The organism is Actinomyces sp. HMT 175, from assembly GCF_016694895.1.
In the GTDB taxonomy this organism is placed as follows: domain Bacteria; phylum Actinomycetota; class Actinomycetes; order Actinomycetales; family Actinomycetaceae; genus Actinomyces; species Actinomyces oris.
The window spans coordinates 1639303-1657806 of the sequence record NZ_CP068012.1 but is presented as its reverse complement, the minus strand read 5'-3'; the positions used below and the strand labels follow the sequence as shown (position 1 = coordinate 1657806).

General features: G+C 69.6%; 13 protein-coding genes. 5 read left to right on the top strand and 8 right to left on the bottom strand.

Annotated elements, in window-relative coordinates; translation table 11 throughout:
* Window positions 1–65: 65 nt before the first annotated feature.
* On the bottom strand, window positions 66–1097 hold the full coding sequence (locus JJJ14_RS07040) for a lipoyl synthase (RefSeq protein WP_009405909.1): 1032 nt from the start codon (window positions 1095–1097) through the stop codon (window positions 66–68).
* Window positions 1098–1188: 91 nt separating this feature from the next.
* Window positions 1189–1890, bottom strand: coding sequence for a lipoyl(octanoyl) transferase LipB (gene lipB, locus JJJ14_RS07035; protein WP_101558090.1), 702 nt, complete (start codon window positions 1888–1890; stop codon window positions 1189–1191).
* A gap of 102 nt (window positions 1891–1992) precedes the next feature.
* Between lipB and JJJ14_RS07030 the strand changes: the two genes are divergently transcribed.
* On the top strand, window positions 1993–3723 hold the full coding sequence (locus JJJ14_RS07030; protein WP_233431518.1) for a serine/threonine-protein kinase: 1731 nt from the start codon (window positions 1993–1995) through the stop codon (window positions 3721–3723).
* Between the two features lie 75 nt (window positions 3724–3798).
* Here JJJ14_RS07030 and JJJ14_RS07025 read toward each other — a convergent pair whose 3' ends face one another.
* Complete coding sequence (locus JJJ14_RS07025; RefSeq protein WP_101558091.1) at window positions 3799–6066, bottom strand: FAD-dependent oxidoreductase; 2268 nt, start codon at window positions 6064–6066, stop codon at window positions 3799–3801.
* Between the two features lie 87 nt (window positions 6067–6153).
* Here JJJ14_RS07025 and JJJ14_RS07020 point away from each other — a divergent pair, with 87 nt between their 5' ends.
* The 3 genes from JJJ14_RS07020 to JJJ14_RS07010 all read left to right on the top strand — a co-directional run bounded on the left by JJJ14_RS07020 (window position 6154) and on the right by JJJ14_RS07010 (window position 8130).
* Window positions 6154–6774, top strand: a complete 621-nt coding sequence (locus JJJ14_RS07020; RefSeq protein WP_201443701.1) for a TetR/AcrR family transcriptional regulator — start codon at window positions 6154–6156, stop codon at window positions 6772–6774.
* Window positions 6775–6910: 136 nt separating this feature from the next.
* Entirely contained in the window at window positions 6911–7153 is a 243-nt protein-coding gene (locus JJJ14_RS07015; protein WP_201443700.1) for a hypothetical protein, read from the top strand.
* Between the two features lie 2 nt (window positions 7154–7155).
* Window positions 7156–8130, top strand: coding sequence for a Clp protease N-terminal domain-containing protein (locus JJJ14_RS07010; RefSeq protein ID WP_201443699.1), 975 nt, complete (start codon window positions 7156–7158; stop codon window positions 8128–8130).
* Between the two features lie 141 nt (window positions 8131–8271).
* Here the strand turns inward: JJJ14_RS07010 and sucB are convergent, their stop codons facing one another.
* From sucB to JJJ14_RS06995, 3 genes are all read right to left on the bottom strand, one after another.
* On the bottom strand, window positions 8272–9999 hold the full coding sequence (gene sucB / locus JJJ14_RS07005) for a 2-oxoglutarate dehydrogenase, E2 component, dihydrolipoamide succinyltransferase (RefSeq protein ID WP_201443698.1): 1728 nt from the start codon (window positions 9997–9999) through the stop codon (window positions 8272–8274).
* A 30-nt stretch (window positions 10000–10029) separates the two neighbouring features.
* The gene (gene lpdA / locus JJJ14_RS07000) at window positions 10030–11403 is read right to left on the bottom strand and encodes a dihydrolipoyl dehydrogenase (RefSeq protein WP_060957826.1); all 1374 of its coding nucleotides are present in this window, start codon (window positions 11401–11403) and stop codon (window positions 10030–10032) included.
* Between the two features lie 238 nt (window positions 11404–11641).
* Complete coding sequence (locus tag JJJ14_RS06995) at window positions 11642–13654, bottom strand: leucyl aminopeptidase (protein ID WP_201443697.1); 2013 nt, start codon at window positions 13652–13654, stop codon at window positions 11642–11644.
* A 21-nt stretch (window positions 13655–13675) separates the two neighbouring features.
* On the opposite strand from JJJ14_RS06995, the gene JJJ14_RS06990 reads away from it, so the two are divergent.
* Window positions 13676–14230, top strand: coding sequence for a hypothetical protein (locus JJJ14_RS06990; protein WP_201443696.1), 555 nt, complete (start codon window positions 13676–13678; stop codon window positions 14228–14230).
* Between the two features lie 54 nt (window positions 14231–14284).
* Here the strand turns inward: JJJ14_RS06990 and JJJ14_RS06985 are convergent, their stop codons facing one another.
* Both JJJ14_RS06985 and JJJ14_RS06980 read right to left on the bottom strand, forming a co-directional pair.
* Window positions 14285–16237 carry a chloride channel protein gene (locus JJJ14_RS06985; protein ID WP_201443695.1) on the bottom strand — a complete coding sequence of 651 codons (1953 nt, stop codon included), beginning with the start codon at window positions 16235–16237 and terminating at the stop codon, window positions 14285–14287.
* Entirely contained in the window at window positions 16237–18267 is a 2031-nt protein-coding gene (locus tag JJJ14_RS06980) for an alpha/beta hydrolase family protein (RefSeq protein ID WP_201443694.1), read from the bottom strand. The genes JJJ14_RS06985 and JJJ14_RS06980 overlap by 1 nt, the downstream gene beginning before the upstream one ends.
* Window positions 18268–18504: the final 237 nt, after the last annotated feature.

Genomic DNA, 18504 nt, shown 5'->3' with positions numbered 1-18504 from the left:
CGTCAGCGTGGCAGGCCGGTGCGCAACGGGAACCCGGTCGGCTGCGTGGGACCCGCGCCTCGCCTTCAGCAGGCGGCGGCGAGGTGGGGGTGGGCTCCCAGCAGGGCCGACGCCTCCTGGCGGGCGGTGGCCGGCTCGGCGAGCTGCGAGAGGTGCTCAGGGATGGGACGGCCGCGCTTGACCATGGCCCGTCCCCACAGCATGCCGGCGCGGTAGGAGGAACGCACCATGGGGCCGCTCATGACGGCGGCGAACCCGATCTCCTCGGCCAGGCGGCTGAGATCCACGAACTCCTGGGGCTTGACCCAGCGGTCAACAGGGTGGTGCAGCTTGGAGGGGCGCAGGTACTGGGTGATGGTGAGGATGTCGCAACGCGCCTCCACCAGGGCGGACATGGCCGCCTCGATCTCGTCACGGGTCTCGCCCATGCCCAGGATGAGGTTGGACTTGGTGACCAGTCCTGCCTCCGCGGCGGCCGTGATGACGTCGAGACTGCCCTGGTAGGAGAAGGCCGGCCGGATCCGCTTGAAGATGCGCGGGACCGTCTCCAGGTTGTGGCCGAGAACCTCGGGGCGCGAGGAGAAGACGTCCTCAAGCGCGTCGGGGTTTCCTTTGAAGTCGGGGATGAGCAGCTCGACACCGGTGCCCGGCGAGAGCTCGTGCACCTGGCGGGCGGTCTCGGCGTAGAGCCAGGCGCCACCGTCGGGACGGTCGTCGCGGGCCACCCCGGTCACAGTGGCGTAGCGCAGGTCCATCTCCTTGATCGAGACCGCCACACGCCGGGGCTCGTCGACGTCGTACTCGGTGGGACGTCCGGTGGCGATGTCGCAGAAGTCGCAGCGTCGGGTGCACATCTCGCCGCCCACCAGGAAAGTGGCCTCACGGTCATTCCAGCACTCGTAGATGTTGGGGCAGTTCGCCTCGGCACACACCGTGTGCAGGCTCTTCTCCCGCACCAGGCCGCGGACCTCCTGGTAGGTGTCGGAGACGACGGCGCGGGTGCGCAGCCAGTCGGGCTTGGACTCAATGGGGGTCTGGGCATTGCGCGCCTCAACCCGCAAGAGCTTACGTCCCTCAGGGGCCACGGTGGTGCTCACGTCTACCTCTCCTCGCTGACGACGGTTCTACGGGGAGTCTAGTACGCTCCCGAGGTTCTTAGGACCTCCGGCCTAGGAGTAAGGCCTGTTGTCACGTGGCATCCGCCACCAAGGGCAACAGGTGGCTCTCCAGGGTGGATACCAAGGCGTCCGCGGGAGCGCCGGTCGCCAGGTGCCGGCCGGTCTCCGCTGCCAGTGAGGTCACTCCGGCGTCGTCGATTCCGCAGGGAATGATGCGATCCAGGGAGAAGGCCTCCAAGTCGGGATCGACGTTCAGGCCGATCCCGTGCATGGTCACGCCTCGGGCGACCCTCACCCCCAGGGCGCAGATCTTGCGCTCGGGGCGCGCAAGCTGATCCGCCTCGCCCGCGGCTTCAGGGTCGGCCGGCAGCCAGACCCCGGAGCGCCCCTCGACACGGATCGTCTCCAGTCCGTAGAGGCCGCACAGGTCAATGACGGCGGCCTCCAGGGCCCGTACGTAGCGGATGACGTCAATGGGCTGGGCCAGGCGCAGGATCGGGTATACGGTCAGCTGTCCGGGCCCGTGCCAGGTGGTCTTGCCGCCACGGTCCACGTCGACCACCGGTACGTGACCGGGCTCGACGACGTCGGCGCTGGGCCGCTCCCAGGAGTGGGCCCTCCTGCCGACGGTGTAGACCGGTTCGTGCTCCACGAGTAGAAGGGTCGAGGGGCGGCGCCCCTCCACGATCTCGCCGTGAACATCCCTCTGCCGCTGCCAGCCCTCATGGAAGGGGATGAGCCGGGAACCGAGCTCCATGTCCTCACGCAGCACGGGTGCAGTCTACGTGACCACAACCGGCCCCCGAACCCGAGTTATCCACAGGCCGGTCGAAAGGGCTGGTCATCACGGTGCGCCGTGGTGACCATGGAGTGCATGAGCCCGACGACGTGCCCCCGCCCCGCCGACCGCCCCGGAGATGGCGCCTCCCACCGTCCCCGGCCCCGACGCCGTCCCGTACCTCGCCGGCGACTGCGGCCGCGCCGCGCGGGCGCCCCTCGCGCCGGCTCACTGCCTCCCTCGGACGCGGAGCCGAGCATCCCTGACTCGGCGCTCGGCGCCCTGTCGCAGCAGGGCTACACCATCGGTGAGGTCATGGGGCGCTCCACTGCTCCCAGCGCCCCTCGCCGTGGCCTCGATGCGCAGGGCCGCCATGTGGTCATCCGGGTCGTCGACCTGCCCCACGGACGTGCTGGAGCCATAGTCCTGCGGCGCTTGGCCGACCTGCGCGTCCTGCGCCACCCCGGCCTGGTCACCGTGCGGGAGGTGGTCTCGCTGCCCGAGCATCGGGCGGGCGTCATCATGGACCTCGTCGACGGGGCGGGACTCGACGTGGTTCTGGGGGCACGAGGACGGCTGAACGTCTCCTCGCTGGCCACGCTCCTGGACGTTCTGGGCTCGGCACTGGCCTACCTGCACGAGCACGGAGCGACCCACGGGGACGTGTCGAGTGGCAACGTCCTGGTGACCGCCGATGGGCACCCGGTCCTCGTCGACCTGCTGGGCTCCGTCATGGAGACGGGCACGCAGGAGTATGCCGCGCCGGAACGCCTCGCCGGTGCCCCGCCTTCCGCGGCCGGTGACGTCTACGCCCTGGCCCGTCTGCTGACCGAGTGCTCGGGACAGGGCGGTACCGCCTCCCGGCGCCTGGCGGGAATCCTGACTGATGCCCTGGCCGAGGAGCCCGCAGACCGTCCCACCGCACGGGATCTGGCGGCCCGGGCACCTCAGCTCGGGCAGGCCTCACCCATCGAGCTGCCTGATGGCGCCCGCATGGCTGCCGGCTCCCTGCGAGCAGCAGCCCGCACCCCGACCCGCACGGTCGGCTCCAGGCTCACGCCCAAAGCCCGACCGAGCCGCCGGCCGAGGACGAGGAGCGAGCCACGGAACAACCATGGCAGTGCCGGCCGCACCGGGCGAGGGCCCGCGGCCATACGCTGGGGGAGAAGGGCGGGAGCGGGGCGCAGACGCACCCGCGCCTGGGGACTTACGGCAGTGGCGCTGGTGGCCATCTGCCTGGCCGCCTGGGGGTCGGCCAAGGCCCTGGTGTCGCACAGGCCCGCGTGGGCGCTCGGAGCGGCCGCCGGCCCGACAGCATCGGCGCGGCCGCTGACCTCCTCCCGCGCTGGAGCCATCCCTTCAGGTAGCCCGTCTCCCTTAGTCGCCGGGAGCTCAGTCGCAACGGCGTCGACGCAGGCTCCTGGCGGGAGCGGCGGCGTCGATGTGGCCAGCGTCGTCGTCGGACTGTCCGCGGCTCGAGACCGGGCCCTCATGGCCGGCGATGCCGTCGCTCTGGCTGCCACGACGGTACCGGGGTCGCCCGCGGCGCGGGCCGACACTCAGGTTCTCACTGACCTGTCGGACTCCGGTGAAGGCGTCAAGGAGCTGCACACCTCCGTCAGCCAGGTCGCTGAGGTGAGGCTGCCTGACGACGCGGCGGAGCAGTGGGCCGGCGCGAGAGCGGTCCAGGTGACGCTGTCTCAAAGCGCCTCAACGCGTTCGGGGCCTGCGGGAACTCGGACAGTCCCGGCCCTCGCACCCCGCCAGGTCGTGCTCATCGTCGTCCCGGAGCCGTGGCGCGTTGCCGACATTCGAGCCGTGAAATGACCCGCAGGTTCGCCCGCCTGTGACGCGCGGCCAATGATCGGGGTGGACTCGGGGTGGGCTTGGACCGCACGGCGCTCAGTACGGCTCGGTGAGGACCGACGTGTAGCCCTCGTGCTCGAGCACGTCTCGTGCGTCTGCCACCATCGCCGCTGAACCGCACAGGTAGACGTCCGTGCACTCGGGATCGAGCTGGAGGTCGTGAGCGAGCGCGGTGAGGGCCTGGGTGACTCGTCCGTGGAATGCGCCTGGAGCCTCCTGGCGGCTCAGACAGCGCACGACGGTCCCCGGCAAGGGGGAGCTGATCCTGGTGGTCAGGTCCTCCTCCTGGTGACGGGACCCGAAGAGCAGAATGTCGCGTTCCAGACCGGCAGCCTGAGCGAACATGGCCAGCATGGGTGCGATCCCCGTGCCGGTGGCGATGAACAGGCGGCGCCTGCCCGAGTCGGCGAGCCCGAAACCGCCCAGGGGCAGCTCCACCACTGTCTGCGCGCCCGTGTCCGCGTTCTTGATGAACTGGGATCCTCGGCCGCCTGTCCGGGTGGAGATGAGCAGACGAAGACGATCCTCCTCCAGCCCCGCGATCGAGTAGTCACGCCATGCGTCATCGCCCACGTGCAGACGGGCGAACTGCCCTGGCGCCCACGAGCCGATCCTGCCGTCCAACTGCAGCTCCGCCTCCCACACGCTGGGAGTCAGACGCCGTTTGGAGACTAGGGTGGCGAGGTGCTTGCCCTCGGGCAGTGGGTGCACTGCTCGAGACTCAGGAGCCTCGGGCCTCTCTCGCAGGGCGGAGGCGATGGTGGGATACCCACGGGGCCCAAGGACCTGGCACGCGGCTGCGACTCCGCCCATCATGGCTCCCATGATGCCGGCGCTCCCGGCGTCCTGGCCGGAGAGGAACAGACCGGGGACGGCCGTGCGCGGCCCCAGGGGGCGGGACCGGAACCTCAGCGGAGTGGCCGGAGGACCGTAGAAGGCCCCGGCGGGATGAGCGGTGTAGTGCTCGTAGGTCAAAGGAGTGGAGGTTTCCACGTAGTCCACGAGCTCGGTCAGCCCCGGGGCCGCGCTCTCAGCCAGCTCCAGCATGCCTTGGGCGATGCGCTCCTTGAGAGCGAAGTACTCGGGGCCGCGGTTTTCTCGGGGCTGCTCGGCCCACTGTCGGAAGGCTCGCGCGTCACAGAAGGAGATGAGCTCGGCGGTATGTGGGGACTCGCCGGACTTCAGAGAGGGGAAGGAGACGAAGACGTCGTGAGGGCGCCCCTCGAGCAACGAATCGCTGTACCGTTGTGCGCCCTCGTGATCGAGGTCCCGGTTCACCCAGATGTTTCCACCATCGATGCCGATGCGGCGCGGGTCCTCACGTAGGCGCAGGAACACGGTGACTGCGGACGTGCCGGTACCCAGGTGCTCCAGCGTGCGGCGTGCGGGCCCGGTGCGCCGCCCGATCTCACCGAATGTGGGCAGCAGGCGGTTGAAGGTGTTGGAGGCGCCAATGGCGGAGACGATGACCGGGGCGCGGTAGACGCGTTCGCGTACCTGGGCGCCTCTGTGGTCCATGACGCGGACCCCGACGGCCGCTCCGTTCTCGGTGAGGATCTCGGTGACCTCCTGAGCGACGCGGACCGCGCCTCCGGCCTGCTCGATGCCCTTCTCGAAGGTGCGGGCAATCCGAGCGCTGCCGCCGCGGGGGAACCAGCCGCCCTCGAGGTAGTGGGAGACGATCATCGCGTGCACGGCAAAGGCCGATCGGGACGGCGGCAGGCCGTAGTCCCCCCACTGACTGGCCAGGACGGCCTTGAGCCTGGGGGAGCGGAAGTGGGCATCCAGATACGCCTTCGTCGTCTGAGTGGCACTCCGGCCTCCCAGGCGCTGAGCGGCCCTGAGCAGCGAGGCCGCAGGTCGGGGGACCATCCCCTGGACGAAGCCCAGCGCCACCCACCGTGTCACCCGGCGAACATCCTGGAAGTAACGGTGAATGGCTCTGGCCTCCTGGGGGAATGCGGCGACCAGATCACGCTCGTACCGAAGCGGATCACTGCTGACGCGCAGGTCCACGCCCGGGTAGACGAACCTGTCGTAGGAGTCGGGCATACGGTTCCACTCCAGCTCGCCACCAGAGAGGTAGTCGAAGTAGGCGCGGCCCTGGCTTCCGGGGCCAAGCTGACCGATGTAGTGCACCCCCACGTCCCAGGATGCGCCGTCACGCCGGAAGGTGTGAGTCAGTCCGCCCGGTTCCGTATGCCGCTCCAGGACCAGAACTCGCTTGCCGGCGGCCCGCGCCAGCAGGCCGGCAGTCGTCAGGCCTCCAATACCCGAACCGATCACGATGACGTCGTAGGACATCCTTTACCCCTCCCATGACTAGACAGTGTCAAGTCAGCATAGCAGTCAACTGGACACTGTCTAGTAGCTCGGTTCTAGACTCCTTCCATGACCTCTGAAACGACAGGCGCCTCAGGGCGCCGCGGCGGCCGGGATCTACGCTCCGAGTTGCTGCGAACCAGCAGGGAGCTCCTCGATGAAGCCGGCCCCAGTGCCCTGAGTATGCGAGAGGTTGCACGTCGTGCCGGCTGTACGCACCAGGCGCCGTACCACTACTTCGCAAACCGCGAGGCCATCCTGGCGGCCTTGGTATGTGAGGGCTTCGATGAGCTCGCGGACAGGCTCGCTGTGGCGCACGAGGGGCTTGGAAGTGCGGATCTGCATGCGGTTTTGGTGGCCTCGGGAAACGCCTATGTTGAGTTCGCGCTACGTCACCCCGGGGTGTTCCGGGTGATGTTCCGACCCGACGTCTGCGATCCCGAGCGCTTCCCGGAGGTGGTGCAGGCCGGTGAGCGTGCGCGTCATGAGCTGGCCCGTCTGGCGAGGGCCGTGATGGGTGATGGTGCTCAGGTCGAGGCGGAGGTCCTGATCTGGTCCGGTGTGCACGGCCTGGCCTCGCTGCTCCTCGACGGCCCCTTGGCGGGCGAGTTCAGCTCCACGGAGGATCGCATTGACTTCGCTCGCGGCGTCGTCGGTCTTGCTGAAGTGTCTGTGGCGAGCAGGAACTGAGGGTGTGGGAGTCGGCTCAGTGGTGGGTGTGTGGCGTAAGTGGAAGAAGGTGCTCGGCCTCCGGACTGAATGTCCTTGTTGGAGATGAGTAGCAACCTAGGTTGACAAAGTAGTTCTGTCAACCTAAGTTGCTTACATGGATGCGCTCACCGCAGCCACTGAGGCTGCTGACACCACTCGCCCCGAAGATGGGCTACGAGCCGTGGCGGCTCTGCGACGACTGACGGACAGCCTTGAGCTTGCGCAGGTCGAGGCCGCTCTGCGCGCGGGCATGGGATGGAGCGAGATCGCCTCCTGTCTTGGAGTCTCTCGTCAGGCAGTCCACAAGAAGTACGCCAAGCGAGTCCAGCCCGGTTTGGCCCCGACCCGAAGGAGATGACGATGCCCGCCGTTAACCACTACCTGACCTGGCTCGAAGCCACGCACGCGGAAGCCGCGCGCCTTCGCCACCGGGAGGTCGAGCCGGAGCACATGCTCCTCGGTCTCCTCGCCCAAGGCGGGACGGCTGCAACCGTCTTGGCGGCCCAGGGCGTGACACTCACGCGAGCGCGTGCCGCCGTCGACGACATGGCTCATGCGGATCTTGCGCGCGTGGGCATCAGCCTTCCCGACGCGCTCAGGCCTGCGCCGATCTCAGCCGAAGAGCTGACTGCGAATGCGGGAGGGGAGATTCCCCTCTCGGACGCTGCCGCCGAGTTCATTGACGACACGGGGGCTTCGTTCAGCACCAGCGCTCAGGCTTTGCAAGCGCTCATCTCCTCATCCACCGTCTCGCTCCAGTCCCCGGTCGTCAGGCTTCTTGCTCACTGCGGTGTCGATGTCGGCTACCTGCGCACTGAGCTCAGTGAGATAGTGGCCGACGAGGAATCAGCCCGGGGACGCTACCGGATGACTGATGAGTACCGTGGGTACGGCCTGGACCGGGACCTGAGTCAGGAACGCTTCATCTCAGCGCCGGTGGCTCAGTTGGCCGCCCTACTGAGGGACCCGGACCGGCTCACGTGGTGGGGGATGCCCCAACAGCAGCTGGTTGAGGTTCTTTCCGACGGCGCCGTGCAGAGGGTGGAGGGGCGACGTCGGACCGTCTTCCTGAGGTGGCGGCTGGAGACGGCCGTGGACACGAGGGTTACCTGGTCGTGCACCGTCGTCTCAGGGCGTCGCGACGGTGAGGTGGCCTTCGTGAAGGATCTGCACCTGATCGAGGCACCGGGTGGCACTCGTGTCCGTCTGGTCCTGGCGCATCGCACATGGGGGCGGCTGGGGGCGCTGCTCTACCCGATCGTCTGGCGCGGGACTCGTCTGGGGCTGGAGAACACGCTCGCCGGTATCGCGCGGGCTGCAGCGGAGGACTCCTGAGCCGAGCCGTGAGCCCGGGAACGGACAGCGGCGGTTGTCGTATGCCCGAGTACAGGACCCGATAGCCCGGGTGCAACGAACGGGGCCCCGCACCGTGATGGTGCGGGGCCCCGTTGACGGCCTAGCGGGCCGAGCGCAGGCTCACAGCCCCAGCTCGCCGCCGAAGTCGCCCTCCTCGAGGCGCTTCTTGACCGTCATGAGGTAGCGGGCCGCGTCCGCGCCGTCCACCAGTCGGTGGTCGTAGGACAGGGCCAGGTAGCACACCGAGCGGATGGCGATGACCTCGCCGCCGTCGGCATCCTTGATGACGCGCGGCTGGCGCTGGATGGCGCCCAGCCCCAGGATCGCGACCTCCGGCTGGTTGATGATCGGGGTGTCGAACAGGGCACCGCCGCTGCCGGTGTTGGTGATCGTGAAGGTCGAGCCGCTGAGCTCATCGGGGTTGACCTTGTTGTCCCGGGTACGGGCGGCCAGGTCGTTGATGCGCTTGGCCAGCCCGGGGATGTTGAGGTCCCCGGCGTTCTTGACCACCGGCACGAGCAGGCCGCGCGGCGTGTCCACCGCGATGCCGACGTGCTCGACATCGTGGTAGGTGACGTTCTTGCCCTCGATGGAGGCGTTGATCTTCGGGTGGGCCTTGAGGGCCTCCGTCGCCGCCTGGACGAAGAAGGGCAGGAAAGTCAGCTTGGTGCCGTTCTTGGCCAGGAAGTCGTTCTTCGCGCGGGCCCGCAGAGCGGCCACACGAGTCACGTCCACCTCGACGACGGTGGTCAGCTGGGCGGAGGTCTGCAGGGAGTCGATCATGCGATCGGCGATGACCTGACGCAGTCGGCTCATCTTCTCCGTGCGGCCGCGCAGGGTGGTGTCCACCTCGGGCTTGGCCGAGGCCGGCTTGGCCGCGGCGGCGGTCGCCGAGGCCTCAGCAGCCGGAGCCGGGGCGGCTGCCGCCGCGCGGGCCTCCTCAGCGGCCTTGGCGGCAGCCTCCACGTCCTGCTTGCGGATGCGTCCGCCCACACCCGTACCGGTGACGGTGGACAGGTCCACACCCTTGTCCTTGGCGAGCTTGCGCACGATCGGCGTGACGTAGGAACCCGAGGCTCCAGAGCTCACCGGGGCGGCGGCTGCAGGCGCCTCGGTCGCAGCCGGGGCGGCGGGGGCCGGCGCTTCAGCGGCCGGGGCCGGGGCGGGAGCCGGTGCCGGGGGCTCGGGTGCGGCCTGCGGCGCGGGCGCCGCGGGGGCCGGGGCGGAGCCCGCCTCGGAGGGGTCGCCGATGATGGCCAGGACGGTGCCGACCTCGACGGTCTCGTCCTCGGGGACGCGGATCTCCAGCAGGACGCCGGATGCGGGGGAGGGGACCTCGGTGTCGACCTTGTCGGTGGCGACCTCCAGCAGGGGCTCGTCGGCCTCGACGGTGTCTCCCACGGCCTTGAGCCAGGAGGAGACCGTCCCCTCGGTGACGGACTCACCCAGAGCCGGCATCTTCACCTCAGTGCCCTCGGCCGAGCCGCCGGCCTGCGGGGCGGCGGGGGCCGGCGCTTCAGCGGCCGGGGCCGGGGCGGGAGCCGGTGCCGGGGGCTCGGGTGCGGCCTGCGGCGCGGGCGCCGCGGGGGCCGGGGCGGAGCCCGCCTCGGAGGGGTCGCCGATGATGGCCAGGACGGTGCCGACCTCGACGGTCTCGTCCTCGGGGACGCGGATCTCCAGCAGGACGCCGGATGCGGGGGAGGGGACCTCGGTGTCGACCTTGTCGGTGGCGACCTCCAGCAGGGGCTCGTCGGCCTCGACGGTGTCTCCCACGGCCTTGAGCCAGGAGGAGACCGTCCCCTCGGTGACGGACTCACCCAGGGCGGGCATCTTCACGGACTCTGACATTACTGTCTTCCTTACTCTCGTCTAGCTGGATCAGCCGTGGTTGTGCAGCGGCTTGCCGGCGAGGGCCATGGCGGCCTCGCCGAGGGTCTCGTTCTGGGTGGGGTGGGCGTGGACCAGGGCGGCGACGTCGTCGGCGTCGGCCTCCCAGGACACCATGAGCTGTCCCTCACCCACCTGCTCGCCCATGCGGGCGCCGATGGCGTGGAAGCCCAGGATCGGGCCGTCCTTGAGGGAGACGAGCTTGACGAAGCCCTGCGTCCCCAGGATCTGGCTCTTGGCGTTGCCGGCCACGTTGAACTCGGCGGAGGTGATGTTCTCCTTGCCGTGGATCTCGGCGGCCTTGGCCTCCGACAGCCCCACCGAGGCGATCTCGGGCTCGCAGAAGGTCACCTTGGGGACCAGGACGTCATCGACCGGGGTCGGGTCCAGGCCCGCGATCTTCTCCGCCACGACGATGCCCTGGGCAAAGCCGCGGTGGGCGAGCTGGACACCGGGGACGATGTCACCCACGGCCCACACGCCCGGGACGTTGGTGCGGCCGTACTCGTCGGCCAGGACGAAGCCGCGGTCCATGGCGACCCCGACCTCCTCGTAGCCGAGGTTGGCGGTCGCCGGTCCACGGCCCACGGCGATGAGGAGGACCTCGGCCTCATGGGTCTTGCCGTCCTGGGTGCGCACGGTCACCCCGCCGTCGTGGCGCTCGACCGACTCGAACATCGTGTTGGTGCGGAAGGTGATCTTGCGCTTGCGGAAGGCGCGCTCGAGCTGCTTGGAGATCGCCTCGTCCTCGTTGGGCACCAGGTGGGGCAGCCCCTCGATGATGGTGACCTGGCTGCCCATGGAGGCCCAGGCCGAGGCGAACTCCACCCCGATGACGCCGCCGCCCAGAATCACTGCCGAGGCGGGGACGTGGTCCATCTCCAGGGCCTCCTCGGAGGTGATGACGCCTCCGGAGATCTCCTGTCCGATGGTCTTGGAGTAGGAGCCGGAGGCGAGGACCACGTTGCGGCCGGTGATGCGACGGCCGTCAACCTCGACGGCGTCGGCGGCCACCAGGCGTCCCCACCCCTGGATCAGGTCAATGCCCCGCGAGGACACCAGGCCCTCCAGGCCCTTGTGCATCCGCGAGACGATGCTGTTCTTGTACTTCTGGACGCCAGGCATGTCCACGCCCTCGAAGGCGGCCTTGATGCCCACCGTGGCGGCCTCGCGCACGGCGTCGGCGGTCTCGGCGGCGTGCAGCAGGGCCTTGGTGGGCACGCAGCCGCGGTGGAGGCAGGTGCCCCCCAGCTTGTCCGCCTCGATGAGGGCGACCTTGAGGCCCAGTTGGGCGCCGCGCAGGGCGGCGGCGTAGCCCCCTGATCCCGCGCCCAGAATGACCATGTCGTAGACGGTCTCTGTCACGAACTCACTCCTTGTTGGTTGGTCACGTCGCCCCCGCGGGGCGGCTCGGCACGGGGCCATTGTTCCACCTGAAGAGGGAGTGCAGGAGCCACGGGGGTTGCTGTTTAGGGACCAGAGTCCTGAAAACGGGGTGAGACGCATCACCGTTCATGGGTGGTTTCGGCAACGAGCCGTGCCGGGGCGCTCGTGTGAGGCCCCGGCACGGCTCGTCGTCAACTCGTCTCCGCTGGGCGCGGGCTCAGGAAAGGATGCTGACCTCGGCGGACAGCGAACGGAGCAGCTCCACCAGTGTGGAGACCCCCATGCCCGTCCCGCCGGTCGGAGTCAGGCCCCAGGGAGAGGAGTCGTTGTAGGCGGGACCGGCGATGTCGAGGTGAGCCCACGGCCGGTGCCCGACGAATTCGCGCAGGAACAGCCCGGCCGAGAGCATCCCGCCAGCACGCGAGCCGACCTTGGTGTTGCGCAGGTCGGCGAAGGGCGAGTCCAGGGTGGCACGCAGGTGCGCCGGCAGCGGCATCGGCCAGAAGGACTCCCCGGCCCGCTGTGCCGCGGCGACGACCTCCTCGCGAAGGTCCGGTGTCCCCATGACGGCGGCCACGTGGTCGCCCAGGGCCACGATCTGTGCCCCGGTGAGGGTGGCCACGTCCAGGACGGCATCGGGCTCCTCCGTGACGGCCCGTGCCAGGGCGTCGGCCATGACCAGGCGCCCCTCGGCGTCGGTGTTGGTCACCTCCACGGTGGTGCCGTCGAACATCGTGATGACGTCGCTGGGGCGCTGGGCGTCGGCGCCGGGCATGTTCTCGGCCAGTGCCAGCCACGCGGTGACGCGGATCGGAAGTGCCAGGTGCGCGGCCGTGACGATGGCGCCCAGCACGGTGGCGGCCCCCGCCATGTCGGACTTCATCTCCGGCATGGAGGAGGCCGGCTTGAGGGACAGGCCGCCGGAGTCGAAGGTGATGCCCTTGCCGATGAGGGCGACGTGCTTGGGGCGGACGGCTGCTCCGTCGCCCTCGGCCTGTGAGCCCGCCTGCCCGCCGGAGGCCTTGGCTGCGTGCTCCGGCGACCACTCCAGACGGACCAGGCGCGCCGGGTGCACCGAGCCCTGAGCCACGCCGAGGATCCCCCCGAAGCCCTGCTCGACCAGTGCCGGGGCGTCCCAGATCTCAACGCGGATGCCGGCCTCCTGCCCGGCTGTGCGGGCCCTCTCGGCGAAGACCTCCGGAGTCAGCCGGTTCGGCGGCTCGTTGACCAGATCCCGGGTCAGTGCCGTGGCCTGGGCCAGCGCCAGGGCTCCCGCCAGCGCCTTCTGCCCCTCGGGGGTGTCGGCCAGGGGGGAGATGATCGAGATGGTCGTGAGCGGGGAGGTGTTCTTCGAGGCCGTCTCCTGTCCGGGGCGGTCCTCGTTCTTCGTCGCGCTCCAGGAGTAGGCGCCCAGGGCGGCTCCGTGCGCGACGGCGGCGAGCTGCTCCTCGCAGAGCGTGGGCAGTGCCAGGACCGCGGAGTCGGTCCCGGCCAGTGCTCGGGTGGCGCGTCCTGCCGCCCGGCGCAGGAGACCGGTCTGGTCGTAGCCCAGTGCGGCCTCGTCGTCAGTGGTGACGGCGAGCGGATCGGTGTCGGCCCAGCCCGTTCCGACGCCGACCACGAGGATCGTCGCCGGTCCCCGGTAGCCCTGGGCAGTCACCGCGGATGAGGGCAGACGCACCACCGAGTCCTGGGCGCCTGAGAAGCCCAGGGCGGGCAGCAGGGTCACCAGGGCGTTGATGTCCAGGTCCTCCAGGGCGGTGCTCGACGGCGGCTCGAGGCCCTCCAGGAGAATCTCGGGGGCCTCGGCCCCGTCCCGGCCCGGCGCTGCGGCCAGGACGAGCACGTCGGCCTCGGTGCCGGAGGCGTCATCAGGGACGACGTCGGATCCCACCTCGGATCCGCTGCCCTTGACGCTGGCACCGTCGGCGTTGCCCTCCTGGTCCTCGGAGGCGTCCTCGTCGCCGTCGGAGTCCTGCTTCAGGTCCCGCTCGGCGGCTTCGGCATCTGTCGAGCCGGCCCCGTCGCCGGCTGCGGGAGCCTCGGAGCTCTTGGCCTCCTCGACCGTGTCGACCTCGGCCTGACTGCTGAGGTCGGTATCCTTGCGGTCATCGTCCGCCGAGGCGCGTGCGTTCAGGGATTTGGTCAACTTAATGGTGCTCACGTTGTGAATAGTAACGTTCTGGCATTGGTTGGAGGTTGAACCGGTGCTGCGCGTGCCGAAGGTCATCACACGGAAAGGTCGTTCCTCATGGACGAGCGCTCATCGGTACGCCCGGTTCAGGACACCCGCCGTCCCGCATACGGGTGGGGGCGGATCCTGGTCGGCGTCTTCGCCGTCTTCGGGGCGATCGTCCTCGTCCCCTCCCTGACGACGCTGTTGAGAAGCCCCGATGAGGAGCCCGCGGTGTGGTCGCTCAACCTCCTGGGGGGCGTCCTGTACCTCCTGCTGGCCGTCTGTGTGGCTCACAACGGGCGCCGGATGCGCAATATCGGCTGGATGTGCCTGGGGGCGCTGGCCACCATGGCGGTGCTCATCGGTGTTCTCACCCTGCCCACCCCTTCGCCCACCGACCTCAGCGTCTCGGTGTGGGCGCACTGGGGCCGGTCCCGGTGGTACCTGCCCGCGATCCTCCCGGTGGTCGCCGCTGCGTGGATGTGGATGTCCGACCCCCGGCGCATCGTGGCCAACGCCGAGCGCATCACCGAGCTGTCCGACACCCTCACCGAGAGCATCAGCGAGAAGGCCCGGGCGGTCCAGGAGGGCCGGACTCACAAGACGTCCCGCGGTGGTCGGGACCGGTGAGGCGCTGCGGCGAGTCCTGAACGGGGCCGCAGCGCGTTGAGCCCCGGCGGACTTTCATCGGCGCCGGGAACGGCGTGAGCTGCGCGAGCTGACTCGGCTGATACGGCTGATCCTTCCGATTCTGCGCCGAGGAACGGGGCGGGAGTGCCACCTGTCCTGAAGCCGTGAGCCCCAGGAGGTGTAGGTGGCGGCGGCTGTGCGGGCCTGCGCCTGGGCCTCGTAGACCCGCTCGACGACGATCCTCTGGGACACCCAGCCCACCAGCTCCTCCGCACCGGAGCCGGCGGTGCGGGTGACCACCGGAAGGCCCTCCAGGCGGGTATCGGTCAGGGCCTGAAGCACGTCGGTCGCCTCGTCCTCGCAGTCGAGACGGTCACGGACCAGCGTCAGGTCCGCCACCGTCGCCGGCCGGGCAGAGACGTCGTCGGAGTCCTCGCTCAGGAGCGACTCGGCGAGCTGTGCGGCCGTCACGCAACCGAGCAGCTCGCCGCCGGTGCGGTCCTGTCCGGTGGCGACCACGGGCAGGGCCGAGAGGCCACGCCGGCTCATCACGGAGGCGGCCTGGCTGAGTGACGCCGTGGCCTGGAGCACCCCGGGAGGATCCACCATGAGTCGGGAGGCGCGGGTGCGTCCCAGGAGCGTGGTGGCCATCGGGTCCTCGACATCCTCTCCGCGACGACGCAGCTCCTCGGTGAACAGTGTGCCGCGTGACAGGAACCGGCTGATGAAGGTGGCCAGCACCGTGGCCAGCATGAGGGGCACCAGGAGCGCGTGCTGCCCGGTCATCTCAATGATGAGCAGGACCGCCGTCATCGGGGCGCGAGCCGCACCGGCGAAGACCGCCCCCATGCCGATCACCCCAAAGACTCCGGCGGCCGGCGCGTAGCTGGGAGCCACGAGGGTGCCGAAGGCGGCGCCGAGCGTCCCACCGATGAACAGGGACGGGGCGAACACTCCGCCGACGAAGCCCATTCCCAGGGTCAAGGAGGTTGCCAGCATCTTGGCCACGCACAGCACCAGCAGCAGCGTCAGGGCGTAGCGTCCTGCCAGCGCCCGGTTGAGAGCGGCTGATGACTCGCCGTACATCTCGGGCAGAACCAGGAGAGTCGCACCGACCGCCAGCCCGCCAATGCCCGGACGCGCCCAGATCGGAACGCCCAAGCGCTGCCAGGCTCGGGTCAGGGCATCGAGGATGACGAAGCGAAGACGCATGAAGCCGATACCGACGACCCCGCCCACGGCTCCCAGCAGCGCGACCCAGCCCAGCTGGGCGTCACCGGACAGGTCCAGGTAGGGGAGCGACAGAGACAGCGTCGTTCCCAGCAGGTGGTGCGACAGGACCGTCGAGGAGACACAGGCCAGGACAATGACGATGAAGGCGTCGGCGCTGAAGCCCATGAGGATGACCTCCAGGGCGAAGAAGGCCCCAGCCAGTGGCGCGTTGAAGGCGGAGGCGATGCCGGCGGCCGTTCCGGCGGCGGCCAGGTGGCGGATCGAGGACCGGCGCAGCCGCAGCCCCCGTCCGATGATGCTTGCTGTCGACGCGCCCAGCTCGGCGATCGGCCCCTCCGGACCGACTGAGCCCCCGCCACCGATCGTCAGCGCAGCCGACGTCGTCGCGGCCAAGGCCGGCAGGGGCGCCATGGTGCCGTCGCCGTGACGAGTCGACCAGATGACGCCGGCCACCCCGTGGCCCGTGGGGGTACGGCCCAGTCGGGACATCAACGGTCCTGTCAGTAGGCCGGAGAGCACCGGGGTGACTAGGACGAACCAGGTTCCCAGAGACGCCAGGAGCCCGACCGAAGGCCCCATCGACACGGTGTAGTCGTCGGCTCCGCTCAGCAGTTGGGACCAGGCGTCGATTCCCAGCCGGAACAGCACCGCACCCAGGCCCGAGGCGAGCCCTACCAGCACCGCCAGGATGTAGAGGCCGAAGCGATGATGGCGGAAGAGGCTGCCTGCGCGCTGCGACAAGGGGGCGGACAGCCTCTTCCAGACGCGATCCATCAGTGCAGGTTCTCCACCTTGACCGTGAAGGTCTCCTCCTCACCCTGCCCCTCGGCATGGGAGGAGGCTGTGCCGATCCTCCACACCTGCCGGTAGAAGCTCAGCTCGGCCTCGTAACGCCGCCGGATGTTCGTCGCCAGACGGAAGCCGTGGCCCTCACCCTGGAAGACCTCCAGGGCCACCGGGGCGCCGGCTTCCTTGAGGGCCTCATACATGGCGGTGGCCTGCTCCGCCGGGACGATCGGATCCTCCGAGCCCTGGATGAGCAGCAGCGGGACGTTGATGTCCTCGATGTGGTTGATGGGGCTGCGCTCATCGAGCACCGGGTCGTCGATGTCCTGGGTTCCCATGAGCTGGCCGATGTAGTGCGACTCGAACTTGTGGGTGGTGCGCACCAGCCTCTTGAGGTCGGTCACCCCGAAGCAGGAGCTGGCCGCCGTGAACACGGAGGAGCGGGTGATGGCCGACAGCACCGTGAAGCCCCCGGCCGAACCTCCGCGGATCGCGATACGGCGCGGGTCGACGAGCCCGGCGTCGACCAGGTGCTGGGCCCCGTTGACGCAGTCGTCGACGTCGTAGATGCCCCACTTGCCCTCCAGGGCCTTGCGGTAGCCGGTTCCGTAGCCCATGGAGCCGCGGTAGTTGACGTCCAGGTAGCCGAAGCCCCGGCTGGTCCAGTACTGGATGCGCAGGTCGTAGCCGGGGACCGCCGTGGCCGTCGGGCCGCCGTGGACGTTGACGATCAGCGGCGCCAGCTCGCCATCGGGGCCAGTGTGAGAGGCCGAGGTCGGCGGGTAGTAGAAGCCGTGGGCGGTGGCGCCGTCGCTGGTGGGCCAGGAGACCGGCTCGGGGAAGGACACCCCGGTACCCTCAGGTACGAACTCGCCCGAGCCTCGCAGCACCTTCACCGTGCCGTTCTTGACCTCCACGATGCTGGGCATCGACATCTCGTTGGAGGCCAGCATGACGACGCGCCCGGCGTTGGAGGCGACGTTGCCGATCGGCTGCCACCCCACGTTCCACTCCTCGAGCTCCCCGTTGGCGAGCTTGATGGTCCCCAGGTGCGAGACCGCATCGCGGGCCCAGGAGGTGATGATGTGCTCGGAGTCGAGCACGTCGAAGGAGTGCGGCCCCAGCTGCCAGGAGGCCGGGTTGGTGAAGGTGGCCTCGGCCGGGTGCAGGGGGCGGGTGCGCAGCTTCTCCGACCAGCCGGTGCGGTTGGTGCCGCGTACCGGGAAGCCCTCAGTGCGGTAGAGGTTCCAGAAGCCCGAGGCGTTGGAGCCGTGCACGAGCTCGCACTCCTCGGTCCAGCGGGGCTCGGAGACCGAGTGCCCGTTGCCGCCGTCCACCAGCGTCTGCTCGCCAAGAGTCCCGTCCGGGCCGAGGTCCCCCACGTGCAGGCTGGCGTTGTCCCACGGCATGCCCGGGTGGTCCCAGGTGATCCAGGCCAGGTGCTCGCCGTCGGGGGACAGCGTTGGGGCGACCACGAAGTCCGTGCCCGACACCAGTGTGCGCACGCGGGAGTCATCGCGGGCGGCCGAGCCGTCCAGGGGAATGGCGACCAGAGTGTTCACGGCCTCGCCGCCGCCTCGGTGGTCCTCGCGGACGGCGTAGACCAGGCCCCGGCCCGTGTCGATCTCCAGGTCGCCGTGTCGCACGTCCCCGTAGATCGTGAGCGGGACCAGGCCCCGCATGCGGTGCGCCACGTCGTACCGGTAGAGGCGCCCGTCCCCGGCGTGCGAGACCACGATGATCCCGCTGTCGACGGCGTAGGCCCGCCCTCCGTACTCGTGCACCCGGGTGCGCACATCGACCAGCTCGTCGGCGGGTGTCAGCGGAAGCACCTCACCGATCTGGCCGTCGCCGTTGCGGCGGAGCAGTACGTTGCGGCCCGCCTGTGAGGCGCGCTGCTCCACCCAGTAGGTGTCTGCGCCGTCCACACGGACCTGGGAGAGCAGGACCGTCCGGGTCGTGATGGTGCCCGGGGTGATGGGCGAGGGCCAGGTACCGAAAGGGGCTGTGGTGCTCATGGTTCCTCCTGGAGGGCAGTCCTGAGGGGCGGTCGGGCGATCAGGAACGACGCCGTCGACCGGTGGGCGCGGACGGTTCGACACCCAAGGCATACAGTACGTGCTCAGCCGTGACCCGCGTGACACGTGGCCGCACAGTGGTCGTGGCGGCTCTATGCTGAGCACCCTCGGTCGACTCAGGAGCGTCGCTCCGGGAAGCCTGGCGGTCCCCGGGCCCGGGAAGGAGACTCCTGGGAA

What these genes read in the sequence shown, in the direction of transcription:
- JJJ14_RS06980 (WP_201443694.1), bottom strand. Translation starts at nt 18,267, where the DNA reads ATGAGCACCACAGCCCCTTTCGGTACCTGGCCCTCGCCCATCACCCCG.
- JJJ14_RS06990 (WP_201443696.1), top strand. Translation starts at nt 13,676, where the DNA reads ATGGACGAGCGCTCATCGGTACGCCCGGTTCAGGACACCCGCCGTCCC.
- JJJ14_RS07010 (WP_201443699.1), top strand. Translation starts at nt 7,156, where the DNA reads ATGCCCGCCGTTAACCACTACCTGACCTGGCTCGAAGCCACGCACGCG.
- JJJ14_RS06995 (WP_201443697.1), bottom strand. Translation starts at nt 13,654, where the DNA reads ATGACCTTCGGCACGCGCAGCACCGGTTCAACCTCCAACCAATGCCAG.
- JJJ14_RS06985 (WP_201443695.1), bottom strand. Translation starts at nt 16,237, where the DNA reads ATGGATCGCGTCTGGAAGAGGCTGTCCGCCCCCTTGTCGCAGCGCGCA.
- JJJ14_RS07015 (WP_201443700.1), top strand. Translation starts at nt 6,911, where the DNA reads ATGGATGCGCTCACCGCAGCCACTGAGGCTGCTGACACCACTCGCCCC.
- JJJ14_RS07030 (WP_233431518.1), top strand. Translation starts at nt 1,993, where the DNA reads ATGAGCCCGACGACGTGCCCCCGCCCCGCCGACCGCCCCGGAGATGGC.
- JJJ14_RS07025 (WP_101558091.1), bottom strand. Translation starts at nt 6,066, where the DNA reads ATGTCCTACGACGTCATCGTGATCGGTTCGGGTATTGGAGGCCTGACG.
- JJJ14_RS07020 (WP_201443701.1), top strand. Translation starts at nt 6,154, where the DNA reads ATGACCTCTGAAACGACAGGCGCCTCAGGGCGCCGCGGCGGCCGGGAT.
- sucB (WP_201443698.1), bottom strand. Translation starts at nt 9,999, where the DNA reads ATGTCAGAGTCCGTGAAGATGCCCGCCCTGGGTGAGTCCGTCACCGAG.